This window comes from Terriglobus sp. (assembly GCF_965201105.1).
Classification (GTDB): Bacteria; Acidobacteriota; Terriglobia; order Terriglobales; family Acidobacteriaceae; genus Terriglobus.
Genome location: NZ_OZ241741.1, coordinates 609,969 through 632,104, shown reverse-complemented (window position 1 = coordinate 632,104; position 22,136 = coordinate 609,969). Strand labels below are relative to the sequence as shown.

At 61.2% G+C, this 22,136-nt stretch carries 14 protein-coding genes; 9 read left to right on the top strand and 5 right to left on the bottom strand.

The genetic code is table 11. From position 1 onward, the window contains the following. The first annotated feature begins 19 nt into the window (after positions 1-19). The 6 genes from ACOFKT_RS02770 (at position 20) to ACOFKT_RS02745 (ending at position 10,304) form a co-directional block, all read left to right on the top strand. Positions 20-1,993 carry a hydantoinase/oxoprolinase family protein gene (locus tag ACOFKT_RS02770; protein ID WP_419805911.1) on the top strand — a complete coding sequence of 658 codons (1,974 nt, stop codon included), beginning with the start codon at positions 20-22 and terminating at the stop codon, positions 1,991-1,993. Further along, positions 1,990-3,594 (top strand): hydantoinase B/oxoprolinase family protein, encoded by a 1,605-nt coding sequence (locus ACOFKT_RS02765; RefSeq protein WP_419805910.1) that lies wholly within the window; start codon positions 1,990-1,992, stop codon positions 3,592-3,594. Before ACOFKT_RS02770 ends, ACOFKT_RS02765 begins: the two co-directional genes overlap by 4 nt. 558 nt (positions 3,595-4,152) lie before the next feature. Then, complete coding sequence (locus ACOFKT_RS02760; RefSeq protein WP_419805909.1) at positions 4,153-4,470, top strand: hypothetical protein; 318 nt, start codon at positions 4,153-4,155, stop codon at positions 4,468-4,470. A 58-nt stretch (positions 4,471-4,528) separates the two neighbouring features. Continuing rightward, positions 4,529-5,782 (top strand): efflux RND transporter periplasmic adaptor subunit, encoded by a 1,254-nt coding sequence (locus ACOFKT_RS02755; protein ID WP_419805908.1) that lies wholly within the window; start codon positions 4,529-4,531, stop codon positions 5,780-5,782. Positions 5,783-5,784: 2 nt separating this feature from the next. Continuing rightward, the gene (locus ACOFKT_RS02750; RefSeq protein ID WP_419805907.1) at positions 5,785-9,003 is read left to right on the top strand and encodes an efflux RND transporter permease subunit; all 3,219 of its coding nucleotides are present in this window, start codon (positions 5,785-5,787) and stop codon (positions 9,001-9,003) included. After that, positions 9,000-10,304, top strand: a complete 1,305-nt coding sequence (locus tag ACOFKT_RS02745; protein ID WP_419805906.1) for a TolC family protein — start codon at positions 9,000-9,002, stop codon at positions 10,302-10,304. Before ACOFKT_RS02750 ends, ACOFKT_RS02745 begins: the two co-directional genes overlap by 4 nt. A 58-nt stretch (positions 10,305-10,362) precedes the next feature. Here ACOFKT_RS02745 and ACOFKT_RS02740 read toward each other — a convergent pair whose 3' ends face one another. The 3 genes from ACOFKT_RS02740 to ACOFKT_RS02730 all read right to left on the bottom strand — a co-directional run bounded on the left by ACOFKT_RS02740 (position 10,363) and on the right by ACOFKT_RS02730 (position 16,503). After that, positions 10,363-11,781, bottom strand: coding sequence for an aldehyde dehydrogenase family protein (locus ACOFKT_RS02740; protein ID WP_419805905.1), 1,419 nt, complete (start codon positions 11,779-11,781; stop codon positions 10,363-10,365). Between the two features lie 86 nt (positions 11,782-11,867). Next, positions 11,868-15,233 carry a TonB-dependent receptor domain-containing protein gene (locus ACOFKT_RS02735; RefSeq protein ID WP_419805904.1) on the bottom strand — a complete coding sequence of 1,122 codons (3,366 nt, stop codon included), beginning with the start codon at positions 15,231-15,233 and terminating at the stop codon, positions 11,868-11,870. Between the two features lie 340 nt (positions 15,234-15,573). Continuing rightward, positions 15,574-16,503: a glycoside hydrolase family 19 protein gene (locus tag ACOFKT_RS02730; RefSeq protein WP_419805903.1), complete on the bottom strand. Its 930-nt coding sequence runs from the start codon at positions 16,501-16,503 to the stop codon at positions 15,574-15,576. 84 nt (positions 16,504-16,587) lie between these two features. On the opposite strand from ACOFKT_RS02730, the gene ACOFKT_RS02725 reads away from it, so the two are divergent. Next, positions 16,588-17,958 (top strand): APC family permease, encoded by a 1,371-nt coding sequence (locus tag ACOFKT_RS02725; protein WP_419805902.1) that lies wholly within the window; start codon positions 16,588-16,590, stop codon positions 17,956-17,958. Positions 17,959-18,061: 103 nt separating this feature from the next. Here ACOFKT_RS02725 and ACOFKT_RS02720 read toward each other — a convergent pair whose 3' ends face one another. Together ACOFKT_RS02720 and ACOFKT_RS02715 are read right to left on the bottom strand one after the other, a co-directional pair. Next, positions 18,062-19,723: an alpha-L-fucosidase gene (locus tag ACOFKT_RS02720; RefSeq protein WP_419805901.1), complete on the bottom strand. Its 1,662-nt coding sequence runs from the start codon at positions 19,721-19,723 to the stop codon at positions 18,062-18,064. A gap of 86 nt (positions 19,724-19,809) precedes the next feature. After that, entirely contained in the window at positions 19,810-20,340 is a 531-nt protein-coding gene (locus ACOFKT_RS02715; RefSeq protein WP_419805900.1) for an inorganic diphosphatase, read from the bottom strand. A 190-nt stretch (positions 20,341-20,530) separates the two neighbouring features. Here ACOFKT_RS02715 and purS point away from each other — a divergent pair, with 190 nt between their 5' ends. After that, entirely contained in the window at positions 20,531-20,773 is a 243-nt protein-coding gene (purS, locus tag ACOFKT_RS02710; protein ID WP_419805899.1) for a phosphoribosylformylglycinamidine synthase subunit PurS, read from the top strand. Positions 20,774-20,783: 10 nt separating this feature from the next. Then, a complete protein-coding gene (locus tag ACOFKT_RS02705; RefSeq protein WP_419805898.1) occupies positions 20,784-22,067 on the top strand; it encodes an aminotransferase class V-fold PLP-dependent enzyme in 1,284 nt (427 codons plus the stop codon). Positions 22,068-22,136 lie beyond the last annotated feature (69 nt).

Sequence of the window (22,136 nt, the reverse complement as noted above, 5' to 3'; positions counted from 1 at the left end):
AGACTAGAGAGGATGCTCCATGCGCGTTGCGATCGATAGTGGCGGCACCTTCACGGATTGCGTGTACCTGCGCGATGGCGAGGTGCATGTTACTAAGCTCTTTTCTACGCCGGAAGATCCCGGTTCCGCTGTCTTCGCCGCAGTGGAGCAGGTTGCAGCCGCGGGCACGCTCGTGGAGGTGCGGCACGGCACAACGGTGGGCACGAACGCCATGCTGGAGCGCAAGGGCGCGCGTGTTGCGTTTGTAACGACTGCGGGCTTTGAAGACACCATCTCCATCGGCCGGCAGGCCAGAAGCAGCCTATACGACTGGTTCCATTCGCCGCTTCCGCCTTTGGTTCCCGCTGAACTTCGATTCGGCGTGGAGGAACGCGTAAGCGCGGAGGGCGTTGTGCTGAAGTCGCCAACGGCCGAGTCCCTGCAAGTGCTGGCCGAAGCGGTGCGGCAAAGCGGGGCAGAAGCTGTCGCGATCTCGCTGCTGTTTTCTTTCAGCAATCCGAAGCACGAAATGCTGGTGGCCGAGGCGCTAGAGCCTTTGGGCATTCCGGTTTCCGTCTCCCACCGCATTCTGCCTGAGTTCCGCGAGTTCGAACGCGGCAGCACCGTGGTTGCGAATGCCTACCTTTCACCGAAGGTGAGTACATACCTAAATCGCTTGCAGAGCAGAGTGATGTCGACCTACTCCGCCGGACCTGTGCAAGTAATGCAGTCTTCGGGCGGTACGGTGGCCGCCGGAATCGCCGCCGAGGAGCCGGTGCGCACGGTCCTGTCTGGACCCGCAGGCGGAGTCATCGGAGCGTACCGGCTAGGCAGGCTGGCGGGCTTCGACAAGATCATCGCCTTTGACATGGGCGGTACCTCCACCGACGTGTCGCTGCTGGATGCAGAAGCTGGTGGTCCACAGACGACCAGCGAGTTTGTCGTTTCTGAAGTGCCTATCAGCGTTCCCATGCTGGACATCCACACGGTGGGCGCGGGCGGTGGCTCAATCGCCCGGTTTGACGCGGGCGGGGCATTGCACGTGGGGCCGGAGTCCGCCGGAGCAGTGCCAGGACCGATCTGTTACGGCCGGGGAACGCTGCCCACGGTGACCGACGCCAACCTGACGCTGGGCAGGCTGGATCCCGATCTGTTCCTGGGCGGCAAGATAACACTCGACGCGACCCGCACGCTGCGCTACATGGAAGAGGCGCGCGGTCCGATTGGCAGCGTGGAGCAGTTCGCAGCAGGCATCCTGTTGCTTGCGGAGACGGCGATGGAGAAGGCGATTCGCGTCATCTCAGTGGAGCGCGGTTACGATCCGCGCGAATTTACGCTGGTCAGCTTCGGTGGAGCCGGTCCGCTGCATGCGTGTTCGATGGCGCGTTCGCTGCAGATTCCGCGTGTGCTGGTACCGCGCCTGCCGGGTGCACTCTCCGCGCTCGGCATCCTGCTGGCCGACACGGTACGCGACTACAGCCGAACCGTCATGCTGCTCGTGGAAGACGATGATGCAATTCGAAGAGAGTTGGCCTATCTGGAGCAGGGCGCGCAGGAATCGCTGCAGAGAAGCTCTTCCGCCGAGGTGTCGCACTCTGTCGATCTGCGGTATGCCGGCCAAGGTTACGAGCTGAATGTGCCATTCACCGCGACCTATCGTGAGGACTTTCACGCTCTGCATCGCAAGCGTTACGGCTACGCCGATGCCGAAGCTCCGATCGAGGTCGTGAATGTGCGCGTGCGCATGACTCTTCCCAACGCACCCATATCGCTGCCTCGCGAAGAGCCGGTCGCCGGAGATGGTAAGCAAGCTGTGCTGAAGACCCGGCGCATCTTCTTTGATGGAACGTGGCAAGCCAGCACGGTGTACCAGCGCGAACTGCTGCGCGCGGGTGACCGCTTAGAAGGCCCGGCGCTGATCGCAGAATACAGCTCCACAACAGTCGTTCCGCCCGGCTGCACGTCGACTGTGGACACATACGGAAACCTTGTCATCGAGGTACACGCGGCATGAGTACCGTTCTGCTTACCGAACCCGTTGCGGCACCGGCCATCGACGCCATCGAACTCGCGGTCTTCAAGAGTGCCACGCATTCTATTGCCGAGGAGATGGGTGCTGCCCTCCGACGCACATCCTTCTCTCCTAACATCAAGGAGCGGCGTGACTACTCCTGCGCCGTCTTTGACGGCACGGGCCAAGTGATCGCGATGGGCGATCACATGCCCGTTCACCTGGGTTCTATGCCCATGTCGGTCAAAGCAGTGATCGAAGCGATGACACTGCGGCCCGGCGATATCGCGATGCTGAACGATCCCTACGCCGGCGGCACGCACCTGCCGGACATCACCATGGTGTTGGGTGTATTTCCCCAGGAAGACGCTACGAAGCCATTGCTGTACGTCGCTGCCCGAGCTCACCACGCAGATGTGGGTGGCTTGTATCCAGGATCGATGGGCCTGTGCCACGAGATTTACCAGGAGGGCCTGCGTATACCGCCCGTACTGTTGGTCGACCAGGGCGAGATGAATCGGGCGGTGTTGCAACTGATCCTCCACAATGTTCGAACGCCGCAGGAGCGCGAGGGCGACCTGCTCTCGCAAATCGGCGCCTGTCGCGTTGGAGAGCGCCGGTTGCTCGAGCTGGCAAAGAAACGCGGCTCCGAGCGCATAAAGCAGCTTGCCGCGGCGCTGATGGATTATTCCGAACGGCTGATGCGGGCACAGTTTGCGCAGTGCACCAGCGGAACTTATACGGCGGAAGACTTCCTCGACAGTGACGGTTTCTCGGACACGCCGCTTCCGATCCGAGTCAGCATCACCCTCGATAGCGAAGCACAAGCGGCGCGGGTCAGCTTTCACGATTGCCACCCGCAGGTGCGTTCCAGCATCAATGCGGTCTACGCCATCACATACTCCGCGGTCTACTACGTATTGCGCTGCCTCCTGCCGGAAAATGCGCCTGCAACGGCAGGGATCATGCGGCCGGTCACCGTGGAGACGGAGCGCGGAACGATCGTGGATGCGGTGCTGCCCGCACCAGTCGCGGGCGGCAACGTGGAGACATCACAGCGCATTGTGGACGTTTTGATGCGAGCACTGGCGCAGGTCATGCCGGATCGGGTTCCGGCTGCAAGCTCCGGCACCATGAACAACCTGACGATCGGCGGCGTCGACCACCGCAGCGGAAGGCCCTTTGCTTACTACGAGACGATCGCGGGCGGCATGGGCGCGAGGCCTAATGCAGATGGCATCTCCGGCATTCATACCCACATGACCAACTCGCTGAACACACCGGTTGAAGCGCTCGAGTACGCCTACCCTCTTCGCGTGCACCAATACAGCTATCGGCCCGGCTCAGGCGGTCAGGGAAGGTTTCACGGTGGAGACGGTATCATCCGGGAGATCGAAGTGCTCACACCCAGCACACTGACGCTGCTTACAGAGCGGCGCAGGTTCGCACCATACGGATTGCAAGGTGCACAGGGCGGAAAGCTGGGCGTCTCCTTCCACATCACGCAAGAAGGGCGAAAGGAGCTACCGGCAAAATGCAGTGTGAGCGCCAACGTCTCCGATCGGATACGAATCGAGACACCCGGAGGCGGAGGGTGGGGCTGAACTGCAGCTTCTTACGCTGTCTGGTTCTGGCTCCCGCTCTCTCTGGCATTGCCCGCGGCTGGTGTAGATCTGGCCTGTCTAAGCAGGAGTGTTGCTCCCCAACAGCACGGAAATGAAGCTCGTCTGCTTACGGCAACTGGCCGGAACGGTTCAAGTGGAGCTTCCTACTCGTCAGTCCAGTTCAGAGTTCGCAATCTCTTGCGCATGTTGCGCAAGCGTATGGCTTGCGCCGTAGCTCTTCACGAAGCTTAATACAGCAACCTGGTGTAGTAATTGGGGCCGAGCTATGCATCGTCAGTTGGACGTCGGTCGCGCAGGTTTCGACATGAAGGTACTCCTTGAGGAAAATTCCCGTCGAATCGTCCTTCACAGAATTCTGGTAGACACTTCTGTACCCAACGCGAGTTGATTCCTGACCGGCTGCGGTCCAGGGATTCCTTGCGCAAACCACGCGGAGTTGGTGGCAAGTTTCGTCCGGTACACTAAGCTTGCTTGCTTTCACGTGCTCAGTCCGGAGATCGACGATCGGCCTGGACTCTGTTCCGGTTGGTGCTGTTGATGAGCCTTCCGGTTTTCATCCTGGGCTGGGGGACGGCTTACAAATGTTCCCTGTACAAGAGTGCACAGGAACAGGCGCATACGCCCGTGGTAAAGATCGACACACGCGGTAGCGACGTTGCCAAAGCGGAAGTTGAAACATCGGTCGAGCCGGATTTTCCGCTGCATGATCTGCTTCCGGTCGTTGCAGCTGAGCCGAGGAATCAGCCCAGCTTCGCTCTGGTCGAAGAGCACGAGACCTTTTCAAAGCGGCTGTTTCGACATACTCCAGCCCTGTTCCTAAGACCACCGCCTCGTTCCATCTTTCCGAACGCGTAACCTGTTGCCGCACGGCGGCCAGGATTCTGTTTTCGTTGAATTCCGGATGTGAGGTTTCATGCGAGTGTCTAAACGCACACTGGTATTTGGTTTTGCCGGCGTTGTGATTGCGGTCTGTCTTGTCTTTTTGCTCACGCGCCGCCGCGACGCACACTCCGTTGTTGCGGGCAATTCACCGGTGACCACTGTGTCTGTGGTGCAAGCCAGGCGACAGCCGATTGCACGCACGTTGAGCCTGGCCGGCGTCTTCCAGCCGTTCCAGGAGATCGATGTTCACGGGAAGGTTTCCGGTTACATCCGTCGCATCAACGTCGACATTGGCGACAAGGTACGGCAAGGGCAGGTGCTGGCCACGCTGGAAATACCGGAGCTGCAGGCGCAGGTGACCGGTGCCGATGCCGGTGTGCAACGAAGCCGTTCCGACATTGACCGGTTAGGGAATGAGGTCACGCGTGCGCAGGCCAACTACTCGGCGACGCACGCGAATTACCAGCGGCTGCAACAGGCATCGGACCAGCGGCCAGGGCTGATTGCAGCGCAGGAGTTGGACGATGCGCAGGCGCGCGACCGCGCCGCCGCCGCGCAGGTGGATGCGGCGAAGTCGGCCGTGGCGGCAGGACAGGAGCAGCTTGGCATCTCCCGCGCCGATTTGCAGCGGGTCCACAGCATGGCGCAGTACGCGACCATTACAGCTCCGTTCACGGGTGTTGTGACGGCACGGTATGCGGATACGGGATCGCTGATTCCCGCAGGCACGTCCAACAGCGGCACTGCCCAGGCAGTGGTGCGGCTGGCCCAAAGCGACGTGCTCCGCCTGCGCATGCCCGTACCGGAAGAGGATGTCGCCTCTGTGCATGAGGGGAGTCCTGTGCAGGTACACGTGAAGGCCACAGGCCAGACGTTTGCAGGCCGGGTGATCCGCTTCAACCGCGATGTTTCGGATGCGACACGCACGATGCAAACGGAGATCGACGTTCCAAACCCTGGGTTGGAACTGACGCCGGGGATGTACGCCGATGTGATGTTTGACCTGCAGCAAAAGCCCGACGCGATCGTGGTGCCTGCCGCGGCGGTTGTGCAGGGAGAGCATCCAGCCATCTGGGTCGTCGACACAAGTGGGCATGCGCAGCGGCGCGAGGTGCAGCTAGGCATCGCCGGAGCAAACACGCAGGAGATCCTGTCTGGTGTGCAGCCGGGAGAGCAGGTGATCGTTGGAGGACAGACCCAACTGCAGCCGGGCCAAGCGGTCCATGCTGCTGCCGCGCATCTGGACCTGGTCGATTACAAAGATGCATCCGCAGGAGGCCGCTAACCATGTCCTTCTTTGCGATCAAGTACCCCTTTTTCATCCTCATGGCTTGCCTGATGGTTATCGTTGTGGGCACGGCTGCCGTTGTGGGGATGCCGGTTGACCTGTTCCCGCGCGTCAATATTCCCGTGGTCGTGGTGGCGACGTTTTACTCGGGCATGCCGCCGCAACAGATTGAATCGGACATCACGAACAGCGACGAACGTTTCTTTACGCTGGGCAGCAACATCGACCATATCGAGTCACGTTCGATGTCCGGCGTAAGCCTGATCAAGATTTACTTTCAGCCTGGTACGGATGCGAATGCCGCGGTCAGCAATATCTCAAATCTTGCGATGGCCAACCTGCGCCGTTTGCCACCGGGAACACTGCCCCCGGTTGTGCTGAGCTTTGACGCGGCGAACCTGCCGGTCTGCCTGATCACGTTGAAAGGTGCAGGGCTGAACGAGACAGAGCTGAAAGACACGGCACAGTTCACGGTGCGCAATCAGGTTGCGAACGTGCCGGGTGCTTCCGTGCCGCAACCGTACGGAGGGCGTTACCGGCAGATCCAAATCTATGTGGACCCCAACAAGTTGCAGGCCGCGCAGATGAGCGTGATGGATGTGGTGCACGCCGTCAACGAATCGAATCTGATCCTGCCTGCCGGCGACGTTCGCATTGGACCGAAGGACTACAACATCTACGCGAACAGCCAGGTGCCGACACCCGCGGACGTGAACTCGATCCCGTTGCGGACTGTGGGGAACGCGTCCATTCTGGTGGGTGACATCGGCCATGCGCAGGATGCGGGCCAACTGCAGACCAACATCGTCCGCGTGGACGGGCAGAAATCCGTTTACATCCCCGTGCTGAAGCAGGGTGGTAATTCCAACACCATCACGATCGTGAATGGCGTTCGCGCGGCAGTGGCGCACCTGGTGGACATCCCTGCGCAGGTGAAAACGGCGGTCGTTTTCGACCAGTCCGTTTTTGTAAAAACGGCGGTCAAGAACGTGATCAGTGAAGGCCTGATCGGACTCGCGCTTACGGGCCTGATGATCCTGCTCTTCCTGGGCGACCTGCGGGCGACGGTCGCCGTCATGTTGTCGATTCCGATCTCTTGCCTGGCCACGTTTCTGATCCTGGATGCAATGGGAGCGTCGATCAACACCATGGTGCTGGGAGGCATCGCGCTGGCGTTGTCGCGGCTGATCGACAACTCCGTCGTGGTGCTTGAAAACATCTTCCGGCATTTTGAAATGGGCGCTGCGGCGGTAAAGGCTTCGCAGGATGGCGGCAAGGAAGTTCAGCTTGCCGTGCTTGCGGCCACCTGCAGCACGGCCATCGTCTTCTTTCCTGTTGTGTTGCTGACCGGTGTCAGCAAATACCTGTTCACGGCGCTGGCACTGGCCGTGGTGATTGCGTTGTTCTGCTCGTACTTCGTCGCCATGACAGTGGTGCCGCTGTTCTGCTCGCGCTTCATCTCCCACCATGGGCATGACAAGGCACACGAACAGGCGACGCCGGACGATCCGGTGCCCGAGAACATGCCAGCAGGGCCGAGCAAAGGCATTTTCAGCCGTGTGGTTTACCGCTTCAACCTGCTCTTCGGTGCGCTGCAGAGCCGTTATGACCTTGCCATTCATTGGTGTCTGAAACGACCCCTTGCGGTGGTACTCAGCTTTTCCCTGTTCGTGGTGGTCAGCCTGGCTCTTTTTCCCTTGCTGGGCCGGGCCTATTTTCCACGCACGGATCCTGGCCAGTTTGTGATCACGGTGAAAGCACCGACCGGTACGCGGCTGGAATTGACAGACCGCTACATCGACCGCATCGAGCAGGACGTGCGTTCGGTTGTGCCGAAGGATGACCTGAACATGATCGTCTCCAACATCGGTGTCACGCCTGACCTGTCTGCCATCTACACCTCAAACTCTGGCATGCACACCGCGTTTGTGCAGGTGAGCCTGCAGGAGGAACACAAGCTGAGCAGTTATGCCTACATGCAGCAGGTGCGCGCCAAGCTGGCGAGCGACCTGCCTGACGTGCAGACGTACTTTCAGACAGGCGGCCTTGTGGACTCCGTGGTGAACCAGGGTCTTCCCGCGCCCTTTGATATTCAGATCAGCACAAAGGACATGAATGGGGGCTATGCGATTGCTCAGCAGGCCGCACGCCAGCTTCGCGCGATTCACGGCGTGGATGACGTGCTGATTCCACAGGATGTGAACTACCCGGGTCTGGCGCTGGATGTGGACCGGCAACGCGCGGCTCTGCTGGGACTGACGCCACACACCATTGTGGACAACGTAATCACGGCGCTGACTTCGAACGGGCAGGTGGCTCCGAGCTTCTGGATCGATCCGAAGAGCGGGAATAACTACCTGTTGACGGTGCAGTACCCGGAACAGCAGATCAAGACGCTGGATGACCTGAAGCAGATACCACTGCGCTCTGCAAATGGCCAGAGCACCACGCCTCTGCGGTCGGTTGCAAGCGTCACTCCCATCAACACGCCTACCGAAGTCGATCATTATCAACTCCGCCCTATGTTTGATGTCTACGTGATGCCCAACAAGGAAGACCTTTCCGCAGTCAGCACGCAAGTGAACAAGGTGGTTTCTGGCCTGAGCCTGCCGAAGGGAACACGCGTTACGGTGCGAGGTTCGATTCTGAGCATGCAGAGCTCGTTTCGCAGCTTCGGCATCGGGCTGGTGCTTTCCATCGTGCTCGTGTTCCTGATCCTGATGGCCCAGTTTGCTTCGTTTGTAGATCCGTTAATTATTCTGCTGGCGATACCGCCAGGGATCGCGGGAGTGATTCTGTTCCTGCTGATCACGCACACGACGTTGAACATTATGAGCCTGATGGGTGTGCTGATGATGACCGGCATTGTGGTGTCCGACAGCATCCTGATCGTTGAATTCGTGGGACAACTGCGAGGCGAAGGTTACACGCTGGAGAATGCCATTATCACGGCCTGCAAGGTACGCCTGCGGCCGATTCTGATGACAACGCTGGCAACGGTCCTCGGACTAATTCCGATGGCACTTGCTTTGGAGGCGGGCAGCGAACAATATGCACCACTGGCGCGTGCCATTCTGGGCGGGCTTACCGTTTCCGGTGTGGTGACTGTGTTCCTGGTACCCAGCGCCTACCTTCTGGTGCATCGCTATCTGGAAGGGCGAAGCCATCGCGGGGCCGAAACGCAACCTGCGCCTCAGCACGCGGGGGTGGCACTGTGAAGGTTTTGAACATCGTCCTTTTGCTCTCGTTTGCTCTGCCGATTGTGGCGCAGACGAGAGCAACGGCAACAGATGTAAAGATCACGCGCGATCAGGCAGAGCAGCTTGCTCTTGCAAACAATCCACGCATCTCCGCGGACAAGCTGCTTGCCCTGGCAGAGGGTGAAACCGTTCGGGAGCAACGGTCTGCGCTGCTGCCGCAAGTTGCTGTAAACCTGACAGCGGTGCAGGCGGAGGACGCCTCACGCATCGGTGCGGGCCAGCTGACCTCGTCCCGTTTGTACACCCACGCGGGCGCGGGCGGAACGCTCTCGCAACTCATCACGGACTTCGGACACACGGGGAACCTTGTCGCTTCGGCAAGACTGCGCACCGAAGCGCAGCAGCAGAGTGCCCGCGCTACGCAACAGGACGTTGTGTTCGCAACGGACCAGGCGTTCTATCGCCTGCTGAGTGCGCAGGCTCTGCTGGATGTGGCGAACCAGACCGTAGCCGCGCGGCGGGATGTGCAGAGCGTGACCGGCGCGCTTGCGCAGAACAAGCTGAAGAGCGATCTGGACGTGAACATAGCTGCGGCCGATGCATCCCAGGCGCAGTTGCTGCAGCTGGACGCAACCAACCAGGTGCAGAGTGCAAGCGCGGCACTGGCAGCACTGCTGGCCGCGCCGGCTGGAACGGTCTACACCGCAGTGGATAGCGCCGCGGCGCTTCCGCTACCACCCGAAGATGCAGGCGCGCTGGAGAGGGACGCCCTGGCGACGCGGCCCGACTTGAAAGCTCGCGCACTTGGGGCGAATGCTGAAGAAAAGCTGGCGCGTGCGGAGTCGCTGCAACACCTGCCAACCATTACCGCCACAGCGGTAGCGGGCGTTACGCCCGTTCGGCCGGACGGTGTCTTCGGCGAGAACTGGTACGCCGCGGGTGGTATCAACCTGAACCTGCCGATCTTCACGGGATTTCGAATCAGTTCGGAGGCGCGAGAAGCCGAGTTGCGTGCGCAGGCGCAACAGAAGCAGGCCGCAAACCTGGGGAACGTCGTGCAGCGTGATGTGCGCACCGCAACCCTCTCCGCCCAAACGGCTTTTCAGCGAATCGCCGTGACAGAAGCATTCCAGGGACAGGCAGCCCAGGCGTTGAGCCTGGCGCAGACACGCTATCAGCTTGGCCTTAGCTCTATCGTGGAGCTGAGCCAGGCGCAGCTCCAGAGCACGCAGGCGGCTGTTGCCGCTGCTGGGGCGCGTTTCGATTACCTTCTGGCATTGCGATCGCTGGATTACGTGACCGGGCGCATTACGCCGTGACGGCAAGCAGGGCAACGATTCGATGCGTGCAGAGCGATCGTATTCGCGATGCATGCATTCAAGCGGAATCGCTGCGCCGCAGCTGCCTTCCTTCACGAATCGTTTGAACCATGCCACCCAGGCGGCTCCGCAGCGTTCTGGCGTACATCGATTGGATCACCGCCAGCAGCAGGCCCACCTGCGCCGGTTTGGGTTGTCCGTAGTGTGAGAGCTTGCTTGACCGCTGTACCGAGATCGTCTTGACGGCGGTCATTTCCAGCAGGCCCTCGATTCCCTGCGTGACACCGAACCCGCTCAGGCGGCGGCCGCTGAAGGGCACCCGCGGGTCGGCCGACGGGAAGATCAGGTCGTTGATAAAGACCGAGCCGACGTCGAGCCGGCCGGCAAGGGTTCGGCACTCGTCTTCGTTCCCGAACAGCGACGCCGTGAGACCGAACGGGCACAGCTCCTGCGCGGCGAGCACTGCATCTATATCGGCAGCCTCAATCATCGTGATCACCGGTGCGAAGATGTCTTCCTGAGCCACCGCCATGCGGGCGCTGCCATCCTCAACCAGGATCGGCATCACACCCTCGTCAGCAAGGCCGCCGTGAATGCAGGCTCCCTCTGCCTGGGCATCTTTCAGCAGAGCGGCAAGCCGCTGGCGTGTCGCGCCCGTTAAGGTGACCGGAGCAATCGTGCGGAAGGCCGCGAGGAGTGCTTCGGCGAGGTGGCGTTTCTGTTCCGGTGTTGCACCCACATAGAAGAGCCGCCGTGGCGCCATGCAGGTGCATGATCCATTCAGGCGCATGCCGAAGGACAACGCCTGCACGACGCGGTGGAGGTCCGCCCCGGGCAGGACGACTACGGCGTCACAGCCTGAAAGCTCAACCACGGCCGGGATCAGTCGCTCCGCTAACTGCCGCAGCAGCGCGCGGCCCGACGCCGCAGAACCTGTCAGAAACACCTTGTCGACTCCATCGGCAATGGAACGCTCTGCCGCAGGGACCGACTCGTCCGTCACCGAAAGCAGCCCGTCTGGCAGGCCCGCGGACCGCATGATTTCGGCGAACGTGTTCGCAATTTTGCCGCCGCCCAGGCCAGGCTTCCAGATAACAGCGTTGCCGGCCGCGAGTGCCTGGACGACCTGCACACCGGGCAGGAAGAGCGGGTAATTCGACGGACCGATCACCAGAACCTTGCCCAGCGCGACGCGGTGGACCTCGCTATGCAGACCGCTCATCCAGAGCGGCAGACCGCTGCGGCCAAGCTTGCGTGGCCGCAGCACCTTGCCGGCGGATGCTTCCAGAAAACGCATCGCAGCCAACAGCGGCAGCACTTCCGACGAGAGCGCCTCAAGCGGGAGCCTTGCGCTGAGTCCGCCATCCTCGGTGAGCAAATCTTGAGCGCGTTCCGCAAGCAGACTGCGCGCCGCCGCCAGAACCTTGAGCCGACTCTGGACCGGGAGCGCGGCCCAGTTGCTCTGTACCTCCGCCATCGTTGTTTCACTCACTCTTTGAAGCTAGACCGTAGCGCCCCTGCAAGCAAACAGGGGCGCACGGTCACGCTGCAGACGACGAACATTTAGAAGGCGTAATGCAGTTGCAGCTGAATGACTCGCGACAGGCTGCGTGTGTTGGTGATCTGGCCGAAGTTGTTGTCTGTTACGGTGTTGTCCGGATTGCCGTAGCTGGCGATATTGAGAGCGTTGAAGGCATCCGCGCGGAAGCCGAGAGTATGGCGATCCGTGATGTGGAAGTCCTTGAAGGCGGAGAAATCGACCTGGCGGTAGCCGGGCACACGTTCCGAACCGACGGATGCTGTGCCGAAGCTGTTCGGCAGCTCCGGGCCATAGGCGCAAACACCGTCGTTGGCACCGCTGCACGGGTTGGCCGACGAATCCGTACCGAACCAATTCTGCACACTCCGATTGACAACGCGCAGCTTGCGGTACTGGTTTGCACGCTGCTGGCCGTAGCTGTTGGCCTGACTGTTGTCGGGCGAGTAGATCGTGATCGGAAAGCCCGAGTAAAGCACTGCGGAGGATGAAACAGCCCAGCCTCCCAATGCAAGATCGACGACGCGGTTGGTTGTGTTGCCAAACTGTTTACCGCGCCCGAATGGGACCTGATACAGAACGAGTGCGCTGAAGTTATGACGAACGTCCGTCGCGGACGGACCGTAGTCGGCGCGACTGTTATAAGCATCCTGCCACGCCCCGTTGTGCACCTGGGTATTCGCAGCGCCATAGTTTCCGGCGCTATTCGTCATCGCACGGCTATAGGTGTAGTTGAGCGTGTAAGTGAACCCATACTCCCCGCGATCACGCAACGTCGCCTGGCCGCCGTTATAGTTCATCATGGCGTTCGATTCGGTAACAAGCAGCTTAGCCCCTTGCCCGACGAGCCCCGCGAAAGGAGTCGTCGTGGGTGCCGTGACGTTGCCGCCGTTTGCAGCAAGTAACTGGATCTGAGCCAAAGTAAGTTCATTGCCATTGCGGTAATCCGCCAGGTGCTGACCGGTTTCGCCCACATAGCTCACTGCCAACGAGAGCTTATTGTTGAACTCGTATTCAGTCGTCAAGTTGAATTCGTGCAGGTAAGCAGGGCGAATGTGTTGTGGCCATGCTCCGAAGCTGGCTCCTGTGTTGGAGATGTCGCTGATAGCGAAGCCGTTCGCCGCGTGAATGGGAGCGCCGGGGTTGTAGGCGACCCCTGCACCCGGATCTGCGGCTGTAGGCGTTGCTGCATTCGGCTGCGAATACACCAGAAAAGGACTCTGGTAGGTGAGGCGCTGATTGTTGGCGTCGCCTTCAAAGAAGCTGGTCGTACCGTAGCCACCGCGAAACACCAGTCGCTCCTTGGCCTGATAGGCGAACCCGAAGCGCGGCTGAATCTGATCCTTGGTGGGCTGGTAACAGGAGATGTTGTCGCAGACGATTGATCCCGCCGGAGCGCCTGCGGGAACTGATCCCGCATACTCGACTTTGCCCATGTTCGGCCCATCCAGTAGAACGTTTGCGGTCTTGTTATGAACTTCGTTCCATCGCTGGTCGTACTCGTAACGAATGCCGAAGTTCAGCGTCAGCTTATCCGTGGCCTTCCAGTCGTCCTGGAAGAAGCCAGCGGAGCGCCACTGGCGATTGCCGACCAAGCCACTGCCGCCGGGGATCGCGATGCTGTCATTGTTGGCCCGATCGAGAACAAAATCCGCACCGCTATAGCCGGTGTCGCTTCCGTTGCCCGTAAAGGTGCCGTTGTAATTGAATTGTCCGGTAGATCCCTGCGCACCACTTAAAGCGTAGTTCTGCTGGTAGCGGATTGCCTGTCCACCGATGCTGAAGGTGTGCCGGCCATGCTGGATCGTTACGTTGTCGTAGTAGGAAAAGGTGTTGTCGCGCAGAATCTGCGGAGCGCCAGGTGTTCCGAATGAGCTGAAGTTGTCGCCAATGCCCTGATTGGAAAAGCCGACATACTGCTGAGTACCGAAAGGTATGCCGACCACCTTGTTGCCCGTCAGGCCGAAGACGCCGGTCGGATCCGTCGGGACGCCCTGATCCCAACGGACGCGCAGGAAGCCGACGCGGGCCTCATTCACGATGGAGGGCGAGAACGTGTGCACCCAGGTGGTACCAAACATCTTGGTCGGGAACACATTCTGCGACGGAAAACTCAAAGCCAAGACCGCCACACTGCCGTCATTTGCATTGGATTGCGCATAGAAGCCAGTAATCTTGTCCGTACCGCGTGGGTCCCACTCGATCTTTACATCACCCTGGTTGTCAGTCAGGAAGCTCCGCGTCGCGCCGACATAGTTGTTCTGCACCAGGCCGTCCACCGGCGTGGCGTTGGGCAACGGGTAGAGCTCCGGGTGAGCAAAGAGATATTTGGCAACCGGGCTTACGATCGGCACCCGATTGTTCACGTAGGGCGCGAAGTTGTTCTGCGTGTCGTACAGCTGCTTCGGCACGGCGGAAAAATCGCCATTGCGCATGGCCTGGGTAAACACGCTTGCGGTGCCGGTGCCGCCGCTGTGGCGGCGATTGCCTTCGTAATCGACGAAGAAGAACAGCCGGTCATGGATGATAGGACCACCCAGTGTGCCGCCGAACTGAGTCTGTGTGAACGGATTGATCGGCTGGATGTCCGCAGAGTCGGGGTGGTGCTTGTTCGCCCACGAGTTCGCGTTGAGCTTGTCACTTTCCAGGTAGGCGTAGGCCGAGCCATGGAACTGGTTCGTGCCGCTCTTCAGGATGGAAACGATGTCGCCGCCATTCACATTACCGTAGCTCGCAGGAGCATTGGCCGTGATGACGCGAACCTCGGCGAGCGCATCGGGCGCCGGGTTGTAGCCGATCAGGTTGTTCTGGCCTTCGTTCTGGTCAATGCCATCCAGCGTGTAATTGTTCGCCTGGGCGCGGTTGCCGTTCACCGCCACGATGCCGCTGTTATAGGTGTTTCGCTCCAGCGCGTTACCGCCTGTCAGCCCGCCCGGATCGGTGTTGACCGCGCCCGGCTGAAAGAGCGTGACCGACGAGAAGTTGCGGCCATTCAGCGGAATCGTCGCAATCTGCTGCTCGGAAAGCGACAGCCCGATGGTGCCGTCCGAGGTGTCGAGGATGGGCTGGGTCGCGGCAGTCACTTCCACGGTCGTGCTCGCGTTGACACTCACGTGCGCGTCGATCTTGGCGACCTGGCTGATCTCAAGCTGGAACGGCGGAATCGTGAGCGGCGAGAAACCGGTGGCCTGCACCTCCACGGTATAGCTGCCGATCGGGAGGAAACGAATGGAGTACACGCCCGCGTCGTTGCTGGTGACGGGCGTGCGCACGCCTGTGGTCGTGTTGACCGCCGTTACGGTCGCGTGCGGCACAGCCGCACCACTTGCGTCCAGCACGGTGCCCGTGATGGATCCCGTCACGGTTTGTGCTTGCACAGCCGCAAACGACATACAGGCCACTGCTGCCAGTGACCACAGGCGTGTTGAATTTACAAACTGCATGGAACTGCCTCCAGAAAATGATGCCAAGGTGTGGTGTTCTGACCGGTCGTAGTCATCCGGTGAAATGCGCGATGCCTGTAAGCGGGGAAGCTCTGCGTTCTGACGACGCCGATGCGTTCGCTCCGCCCTTCCAGGTGATCGCGCCTGGCACACGCTTGGATGCGCGGGCGCGAAGTTGGTTTGCGAACAGTTCAGCCCTCCTGCGGCTGAATGCTCGCCGCATCCATGGTAAGCCCCGCCGCTTCCTCCAGGCCCGGCACTGGCGACGGCTTCGATCTTTACCGGGGAGCTAGAAGACGACGTCCGCAGCGGACAGGTCGCAAGCATCGTCTTCACCTGCCTGGACCTTTGGCAGCGTTGCCGGCGCAGGCGCGACTGGCTCCAGAAACCATTTGGCTCGGGCCAGCAGCCGTTTGCGGTCCTCCAGGCCGTTGGTTCCGCCGTTGACCTTGCGCGTAATGGTCAGCACATCGTCCTTGTCGGCAAGTGCGTTCAACGCGTGCGTTTGCCAGAACCAAACGGCGGCCTGGATGGCCAGTGCCGCATCGTCCGCGATTTGCTTGCAGGTGTCACCCGTGGTGAAGTCGGTCTGGACTGTTTTGCCAAACGCAATGTAGTTCGCGCGGCCGGTCAGTTGAATCAAGCCGCGGCCCTTGAATCGCTTGCCATCGCCTGGCTGCGTGTTGCCCAGGTCTTTGCGGCCTTCGTAGGCGACGCCACTGGCAATCTCTTCGGTGTAGCGCAGTTCGCCGCTCTCGTGTCCGACCTGTGCCAGGAAATGGCTGCGCCGCAGCAGGCTGGCGATCTCCGCCGCGGCCATGGCGGCGACCAGCGGCGCAAAGAAGCGGACGATCGTGCTCGCCGGGGCATGAATGAAGATGCCCTGGAGGCGTGCCGCGGAAAAGCCTGTTGCCATGCCCTGCCGCAAGGCTCGCAGTGTACTGCCCTGCCTGGGGTCGTTCGCCGCCTCGGGCGTGATCAGCCCGGCGATGTCAAAGCCGCCCAGCACACCATGCTGATACAACTCGATGGCGGTCACCGTTCCAGCCCCGCACTTTCCGTTGGCCGGCACCGCCGGAGCCGCCTGCGGCGCGTTCATCTGGAGCAGTAACTGCACGGTCCGCACATCGTCGCGATCGTTCTTGCCGTTCCGTCCCACAGTCGCCGCGATGCACATGAGGCCGACGGTAGCACAGCGTGGCGAAAGATTTCCGCGCACGGCCGGGCGATCCGTTTTACTCTCACATCTCGTGCGCCGCGCGCGCCTGATCCGCGCGCCCATGTGGAGGTGAACCACTTAGCAATGCCCCAAACACTTCTCTTCGCCGACGCTCATCCGCGGCAACGCGCCACCGTGGGAAAAATGCGCCTGCTGCCGTTGCTTGCCGCCACCTACTTTATGGTTTCGGGCGGCCCCTACGGGTTGGAGGACATTATCGGCGACGCCGGTTACGGCCGCGCCTTGCTCATCCTGCTGCTACTGCCTTTTGTTTGGAGCCTGCCGACCTCGCTTATGCTGGGTGAGCTGTCGGCCGCGATCCCGGCCGAGGGCGGCTTTTACGCCTGGGTGCGCCGCGCGATTGGCCCCTTCTGGGGCTTTCAGGAGGCATGGCTTTCGCTTGCGTCCTCCATTTTTGACATGGCGATTTACCCGACCACGTTTGTGCTCTACCTGGGGCACCTGGCGCCCGCTCTGACCGCAGGCCATCGCGGCTTGCTGATCAAGCTTGTCGTGGTCGCGCTGGCCACGCTATGGAATCTGCGTGGTGCCGCCGCGGTGGGCCACGGCTCCGTATGGATGTGGGTGGTCGCGCTCTCGCCATTTCTGATCCTGATCGGCCTGGGTGCGTGGCTCGGTGTGCACACGCCGCACGCCGCGCTTGGGCCGCCGGCAAAGCTTGCACTCGGACCCGCCATCCTGGTTGCGATGTGGAACTACATGGGTTTCGATAACGCCAGCACCATTGCAAGCGAAGTGGATGAGCCGCAGCGCACCTACCCGCGTGCGATGCTGCTGGCCGTGCTGATGGTGATGCTTACGTACCTGCTGCCGATCGGCGCTGTGGCGTGGGCGGGCATCGCTCCCGACCGGTTCTCCACGGGAGCATGGGTCGACGCCGCGCGCGTGCTGGGTGGCCCCGCGCTCGCGGTCGCGGTGGTACTCGCTGGCTCCCTGGACAGCATGGGCACCTTTAGCGCGCTCACCTTGACCTACACGCGCCTGCCATATGCCATGGCGTGCGACGGCCTGCTGCCCCGCGTGTTTACCCGCCGCAACAGGCAGGGTGTCCCCTGGGTCGCACTGCTCGCGTGTTCGGCAGGCTGGGCGTTGGCGCTCGGCCTTACCTTTGAACGCCTGATTACCATTGACCTGCTGCTGTGGGGCCTGTCGCTGATGCTGGAGTTCGCCGCACTGGTGCGCCTGCGCCAGACCGAGCCGGACCTGCCGCGGCCATTCCGCATCCCCGGCCCGCTCGCCGTGCCGGTGCTGCTGGGTATCGGCCCCGCTGTGCTGATTGCGTTTGCCCTATGGACGGCCCGCGACGAACGCGCCGCCGGTATGCCCGCCGCGCTGTTCGCATTGCTGATCACCTTTGCAGGGCTGCCGGTCTATGGGTTTCTGAAAAAGAGGCAGGGAACAGGAAATAGGGAGCGGACAACAGCGAAACAGTAAACGCTGTTCCCCGTTCCTTGTTCCTTGTTCCCCGTTCCTTGTTCCTTGTTCCTTGTTCCTTGTTTCTTGTTCCTTGTTCCTTGTTCCTTGTTCCTTGCAAACGCTACGTCTGCATGCGCAGCACATAGGCGTACGGGTTCGGCTTCTCCGGCGGCATGGTTACCAGAAGTGCCTCTGCCGTTTGCTGAAATCGCAACGGCCCCGGAGCGCCGATTAACTCCACTCGTTGCACGCCGCGCGGTGGTGCGTGCTCGCCGCCGCGCCGCAGTGTCTTCACACGCACGATGCCGTCTGCGGGCCAGGCCAGCACAAACGCGTACAGCGTGTCACAGCGTTGTGTGAAGCGAACATCCTCTGCCGTGTGCGGCCGCGTCTGCTCCTTGAAATCGCGCGTGATCGGCTCCGGCGGACCCTCGCCATAGACGGTGAAGGGCCGCGTGCCGAAGATCGCCTCGCCATGCTGCGGGATCCACGAGGCCAGCGCCTGGAGGAATGCGTGCTCGTCCTCGTCGATGGTGCCGTCGCCACGCACAGGAATGCTCAGCAGCAGGTTGCCATTCTTGCTGATCACGTCGATCAGCAGCGCGATTACTGTTTCCGGAGATTTATAGCGGTGCTGCTCAAAGATGCGGCGGTCGTAGTGCCAGTCCCCAATGCACGTGTCCGTCTGCCATGGCTCCGCAAGTATCTCGGTGGACCGGCTGCGCTCGATGTCCAGCGTGAACGCGCCCGCGTGTTCCGGCGTCGGCTTCTTCGCAAAGACGACCGCTTGCTGTGAGCCATGGCGCGCGACCGAGCTGTTGTACAGGTGCGCCGTTACTTCCAGGCCCTTTTGCCCCAGGGGCAGCTCCTCATCGTCGAAATAGACGAGATCGGGCTGGTATTTATCGAAGAGATCGCGGCAGCGCAGCGCCCATAGCTCGGCGAAACGCGGGTTCTCCGGCGGGTCTTCCTCGTGCCACTTGCCATCGTGCTCGTTGTGCCATGCTTTCTGTTCCGCAATGGTGTTGAGCCCATCGGGGATGACCAGGTTGCGCCCGGTGTACAGCTCCTGCGGATCGAGCCCGTCCCACCACTGGCCTTTGCCGCCAGCCTTCTTCAACCGGTACGCGTCATAGCGCACGTCTGCTTTCGGGCCAACCGCGTCATAGCCGTACGCGACCTGGAACCAGTGCCATGCGTGCGAGCTGTGGTTGCTCACGCCGAATCGCATGCTGTGCGCCCGCGCCACGCGCGACCACTCGCCAATAATGTCGCGCATCGGCCCGACCCGCGTGGAGTTCCACGCGTGGTACGTCGATGCGTAGTTGTCAAAGTTGTCGTGATGGTTCGCGAGCGCAAAAAAGTACTTCGCACCCGCGGCCTGGTAAAGCTGCATCAACTGGTCGGGCTGCCAGTGCTCCGCCTTCCATAGATGGTCCATCTGCATGAACCCGAACTGCGATGGATGCCCATAGTGCTGCACGTGAAAGTCGTAGGTGGGATCACCCTGCAGGTACATGCGGCGCGCATACCAGTCGCCACGCTCGGGCACGCATTGCGCGCTCCAATGCGCCCAGATGCCGAACTTGGCATCGCGAAACCACTCGGGCGTACGGTACTGTTTCAGCGATGCCCACGTGGGCTGAAACGGGCCACTTGCGATCGCTTGGTTTTGCGCACACAGACGCGGCGCACGATGCAGTGCGGCAGCCAGTGCCGCGCCCCGGAGCAGGTCGCGGCGTGTCAGCGAAGGCGTCAGTGAGCGCGTCAGCGGACCAGGCATGCGCACCATGCTACGCCGTCACTCGCCGATGCCGTGCGAAGCAAAAAGCACAGCTGAAGCCATGCCCTTTCGCCCGCGACGAGGCTTTACTTTACGTTCTTCGCGTGAAAAGCCGCGATAGACTTATTGATCACCTCGTAGGCGTACTTCGCGTCACGCCAGCCATTGATCTCCACCTTCTTGTTCTCAAGATTCTTGTAGGTGGAAAAGAACTGGGCGATCTCCTTCAGCTTGTGCGGATGAATCTGTTCATAGCTGTTGATGTCGAAATAGCGCGGGTTCGCGCAGCCCACAGCCAGGATTTTTTCGTCGCCCTCGCCGCTGTCGATCATCTCCATCAGGCCGATCACACGCACTTCCTGCAGGCAGCCGGGAAAGCTTGGCTCGTCCACCAGCACCAGCACATCCAGCGGGTCGCCATCGTCACCCAGCGTTGACGGCAGGAAGCCGTAATCGCCAGGGTAGTGCACCGGCGAGTACAGGTTGCGGTCCAGCTTGAACACGTGCAGCTGCTTGTCGTACTCGTATTTCATTTTCCCTTCGTAGGGAATCTCGATGATCGCGTTCACAATTTCGGGCGCCTTGGCGCCTACCGGCAACTCCAGATAATTCGGCATGAATCTTGGTCTCGTTCCGTTCAGAATCTTCACCGGCAAACCGGCCGTGCTCTCCGCTCGACGCTCGCGCAGGAACAAGTGCATGCTCCGCGCAACCGCGCAAAGTCGGTAGCAACCACACGAGCATACCCCGGTGCGTCGGCTTTCGCCAACCTGCCAGCCCACCAGAGCCGGCCTATACACTAGCCGCATGCGCGCCCACGTCTACGTCACCCTGAAGCCCACCGTGCTCGACGCACAGGGCCAGACCATCGCCAACGCCCTGCGCCGCATGCAACACCCCGGCGTCGAATCCGTCCGGCAGGGCAAATACTTCGTTTTGACCCTCGCGGACACACTTTCGACCGAGGACGCTAAAGCCGAAGTCGAACGCATCGCCTCCGGCGTGCTGACCAACCCGGTGATTGAGGACTACACCTTTCGCATCGAGTAGGTCGCCAACGATGACTTCAAGACGCAGCTTCCTTAAGAATGCCGCCGCATGCGCGCCAGCTTCCGTACTGGCCGCGCAGACCGTGCCAGCCATGCAGAGTGCAGTTCCCACCACCTACGACATCGCCACGCTCCCGCAGCACTACGATGTCGACCGCACCGTCATCAATCTCGAAAATGCCTACTGGGGCGTGATGCCGCGCGAGACCGCCGCCGTCTACGCCGAGAAGATCCAGTACGTCAACCGCCTTAACTCACTGTTCGCACGCAACGCGATCCCAAGCAACACCATGGACGCGCAGCTTGATGAAGCGCGCGCCAGCATCGCTTCCCTGCTGCACTGCGACACGGAAGAGATCGCGCTGACCCGTTCCGGCTCAGACGGCCTCGAGAGCCTGATCGTCAATTACAACCTGCTGAAGCCAGGCGATGCCGTCGTCTACTGTGACCTGGACTACGACGCCATGATCTTCGCGATGGACTTTCTGGAAGAACGTCGCGGGGCAAAAATCGTCCGCTTCGACATGCCCGAGCCGGCCACCACGGCCAACATTCTCGCCGCCTATGAAGACATCCTGAAGCGCACGCCCAATGCAAAGCTCCTGCTGGTCACACACGTGTCCAACCGCACCGGCCTGGTCACGCCCGTGCGCGAGATTGTTGCCATGGCCCGCGCCCGCGGCGTGGACACGATCGTCGACGCCGCGCACGGCATCGGCTGCCTCAATGTCACACTGCCCGACTTTGGCGCGGACTTCGTAGGCTGGTCCATGCACAAATGGCTCGCCGCGCCCCTCGGCACCGGTGCCGTGTACATCCGCAAGTCGCGCATCCGCGACGTGGAGATCGCCTTCGACAACCACGATGTGCCCGAGGCCGACATCCGGGCCCGCCTCCCTGCCGGCACCATCAACTTCGCCGCGGCCATGACGGTCCCAGCCGCAATCGACTTTCATCGCAAGGTCGGTCCCGCCGCGAAGGAACAGCAACTGCGCACCCTGCGCAACCGCTGGGTTGACGCAGCACGCAGCATCCCCGGCGTCGAAATCACCGTGCCTGACGACCCCGCCCGCTTCTGCGCCATCACCAGCTTTCGCCTGCGCGGCATGCACACCGACGCCGACGCTGAACGCGTCCAGCACCAACTGCTAGAGAAGCACAACATCCTTACCGTCGCCCGCAAAGGCGTCAGCAAAGGACCGGTCGTTCGCGTCACCCCCGCCCTCTACAACACCCCCGCCGACTGCGACGCCCTCATCCGCGCGCTGGAAACCGAACACAATTTGTTCGCGTAGCCGGCCTGAAAACATCCTCGGTCAGCGCCATTGCCACTCTCACGCGTTTTGATAACTGACGAGAACGGC

What these genes read in the sequence shown, in the direction of transcription:
- ACOFKT_RS02705 (WP_419805898.1), top strand. Translation starts at nt 20,784, where the DNA reads ATGACTTCAAGACGCAGCTTCCTTAAGAATGCCGCCGCATGCGCGCCA.
- ACOFKT_RS02750 (WP_419805907.1), top strand. Translation starts at nt 5,785, where the DNA reads ATGTCCTTCTTTGCGATCAAGTACCCCTTTTTCATCCTCATGGCTTGC.
- ACOFKT_RS02770 (WP_419805911.1), top strand. Translation starts at nt 20, where the DNA reads ATGCGCGTTGCGATCGATAGTGGCGGCACCTTCACGGATTGCGTGTAC.
- ACOFKT_RS02765 (WP_419805910.1), top strand. Translation starts at nt 1,990, where the DNA reads ATGAGTACCGTTCTGCTTACCGAACCCGTTGCGGCACCGGCCATCGAC.
- purS (WP_419805899.1), top strand. Translation starts at nt 20,531, where the DNA reads ATGCGCGCCCACGTCTACGTCACCCTGAAGCCCACCGTGCTCGACGCA.
- ACOFKT_RS02755 (WP_419805908.1), top strand. Translation starts at nt 4,529, where the DNA reads ATGCGAGTGTCTAAACGCACACTGGTATTTGGTTTTGCCGGCGTTGTG.
- ACOFKT_RS02720 (WP_419805901.1), bottom strand. Translation starts at nt 19,723, where the DNA reads ATGCCTGGTCCGCTGACGCGCTCACTGACGCCTTCGCTGACACGCCGC.
- ACOFKT_RS02715 (WP_419805900.1), bottom strand. Translation starts at nt 20,340, where the DNA reads ATGCCGAATTATCTGGAGTTGCCGGTAGGCGCCAAGGCGCCCGAAATT.
- ACOFKT_RS02740 (WP_419805905.1), bottom strand. Translation starts at nt 11,781, where the DNA reads ATGGCGGAGGTACAGAGCAACTGGGCCGCGCTCCCGGTCCAGAGTCGG.
- ACOFKT_RS02760 (WP_419805909.1), top strand. Translation starts at nt 4,153, where the DNA reads ATGAGCCTTCCGGTTTTCATCCTGGGCTGGGGGACGGCTTACAAATGT.
- ACOFKT_RS02725 (WP_419805902.1), top strand. Translation starts at nt 16,588, where the DNA reads ATGCCCCAAACACTTCTCTTCGCCGACGCTCATCCGCGGCAACGCGCC.
- ACOFKT_RS02735 (WP_419805904.1), bottom strand. Translation starts at nt 15,233, where the DNA reads ATGTCGTTTGCGGCTGTGCAAGCACAAACCGTGACGGGATCCATCACG.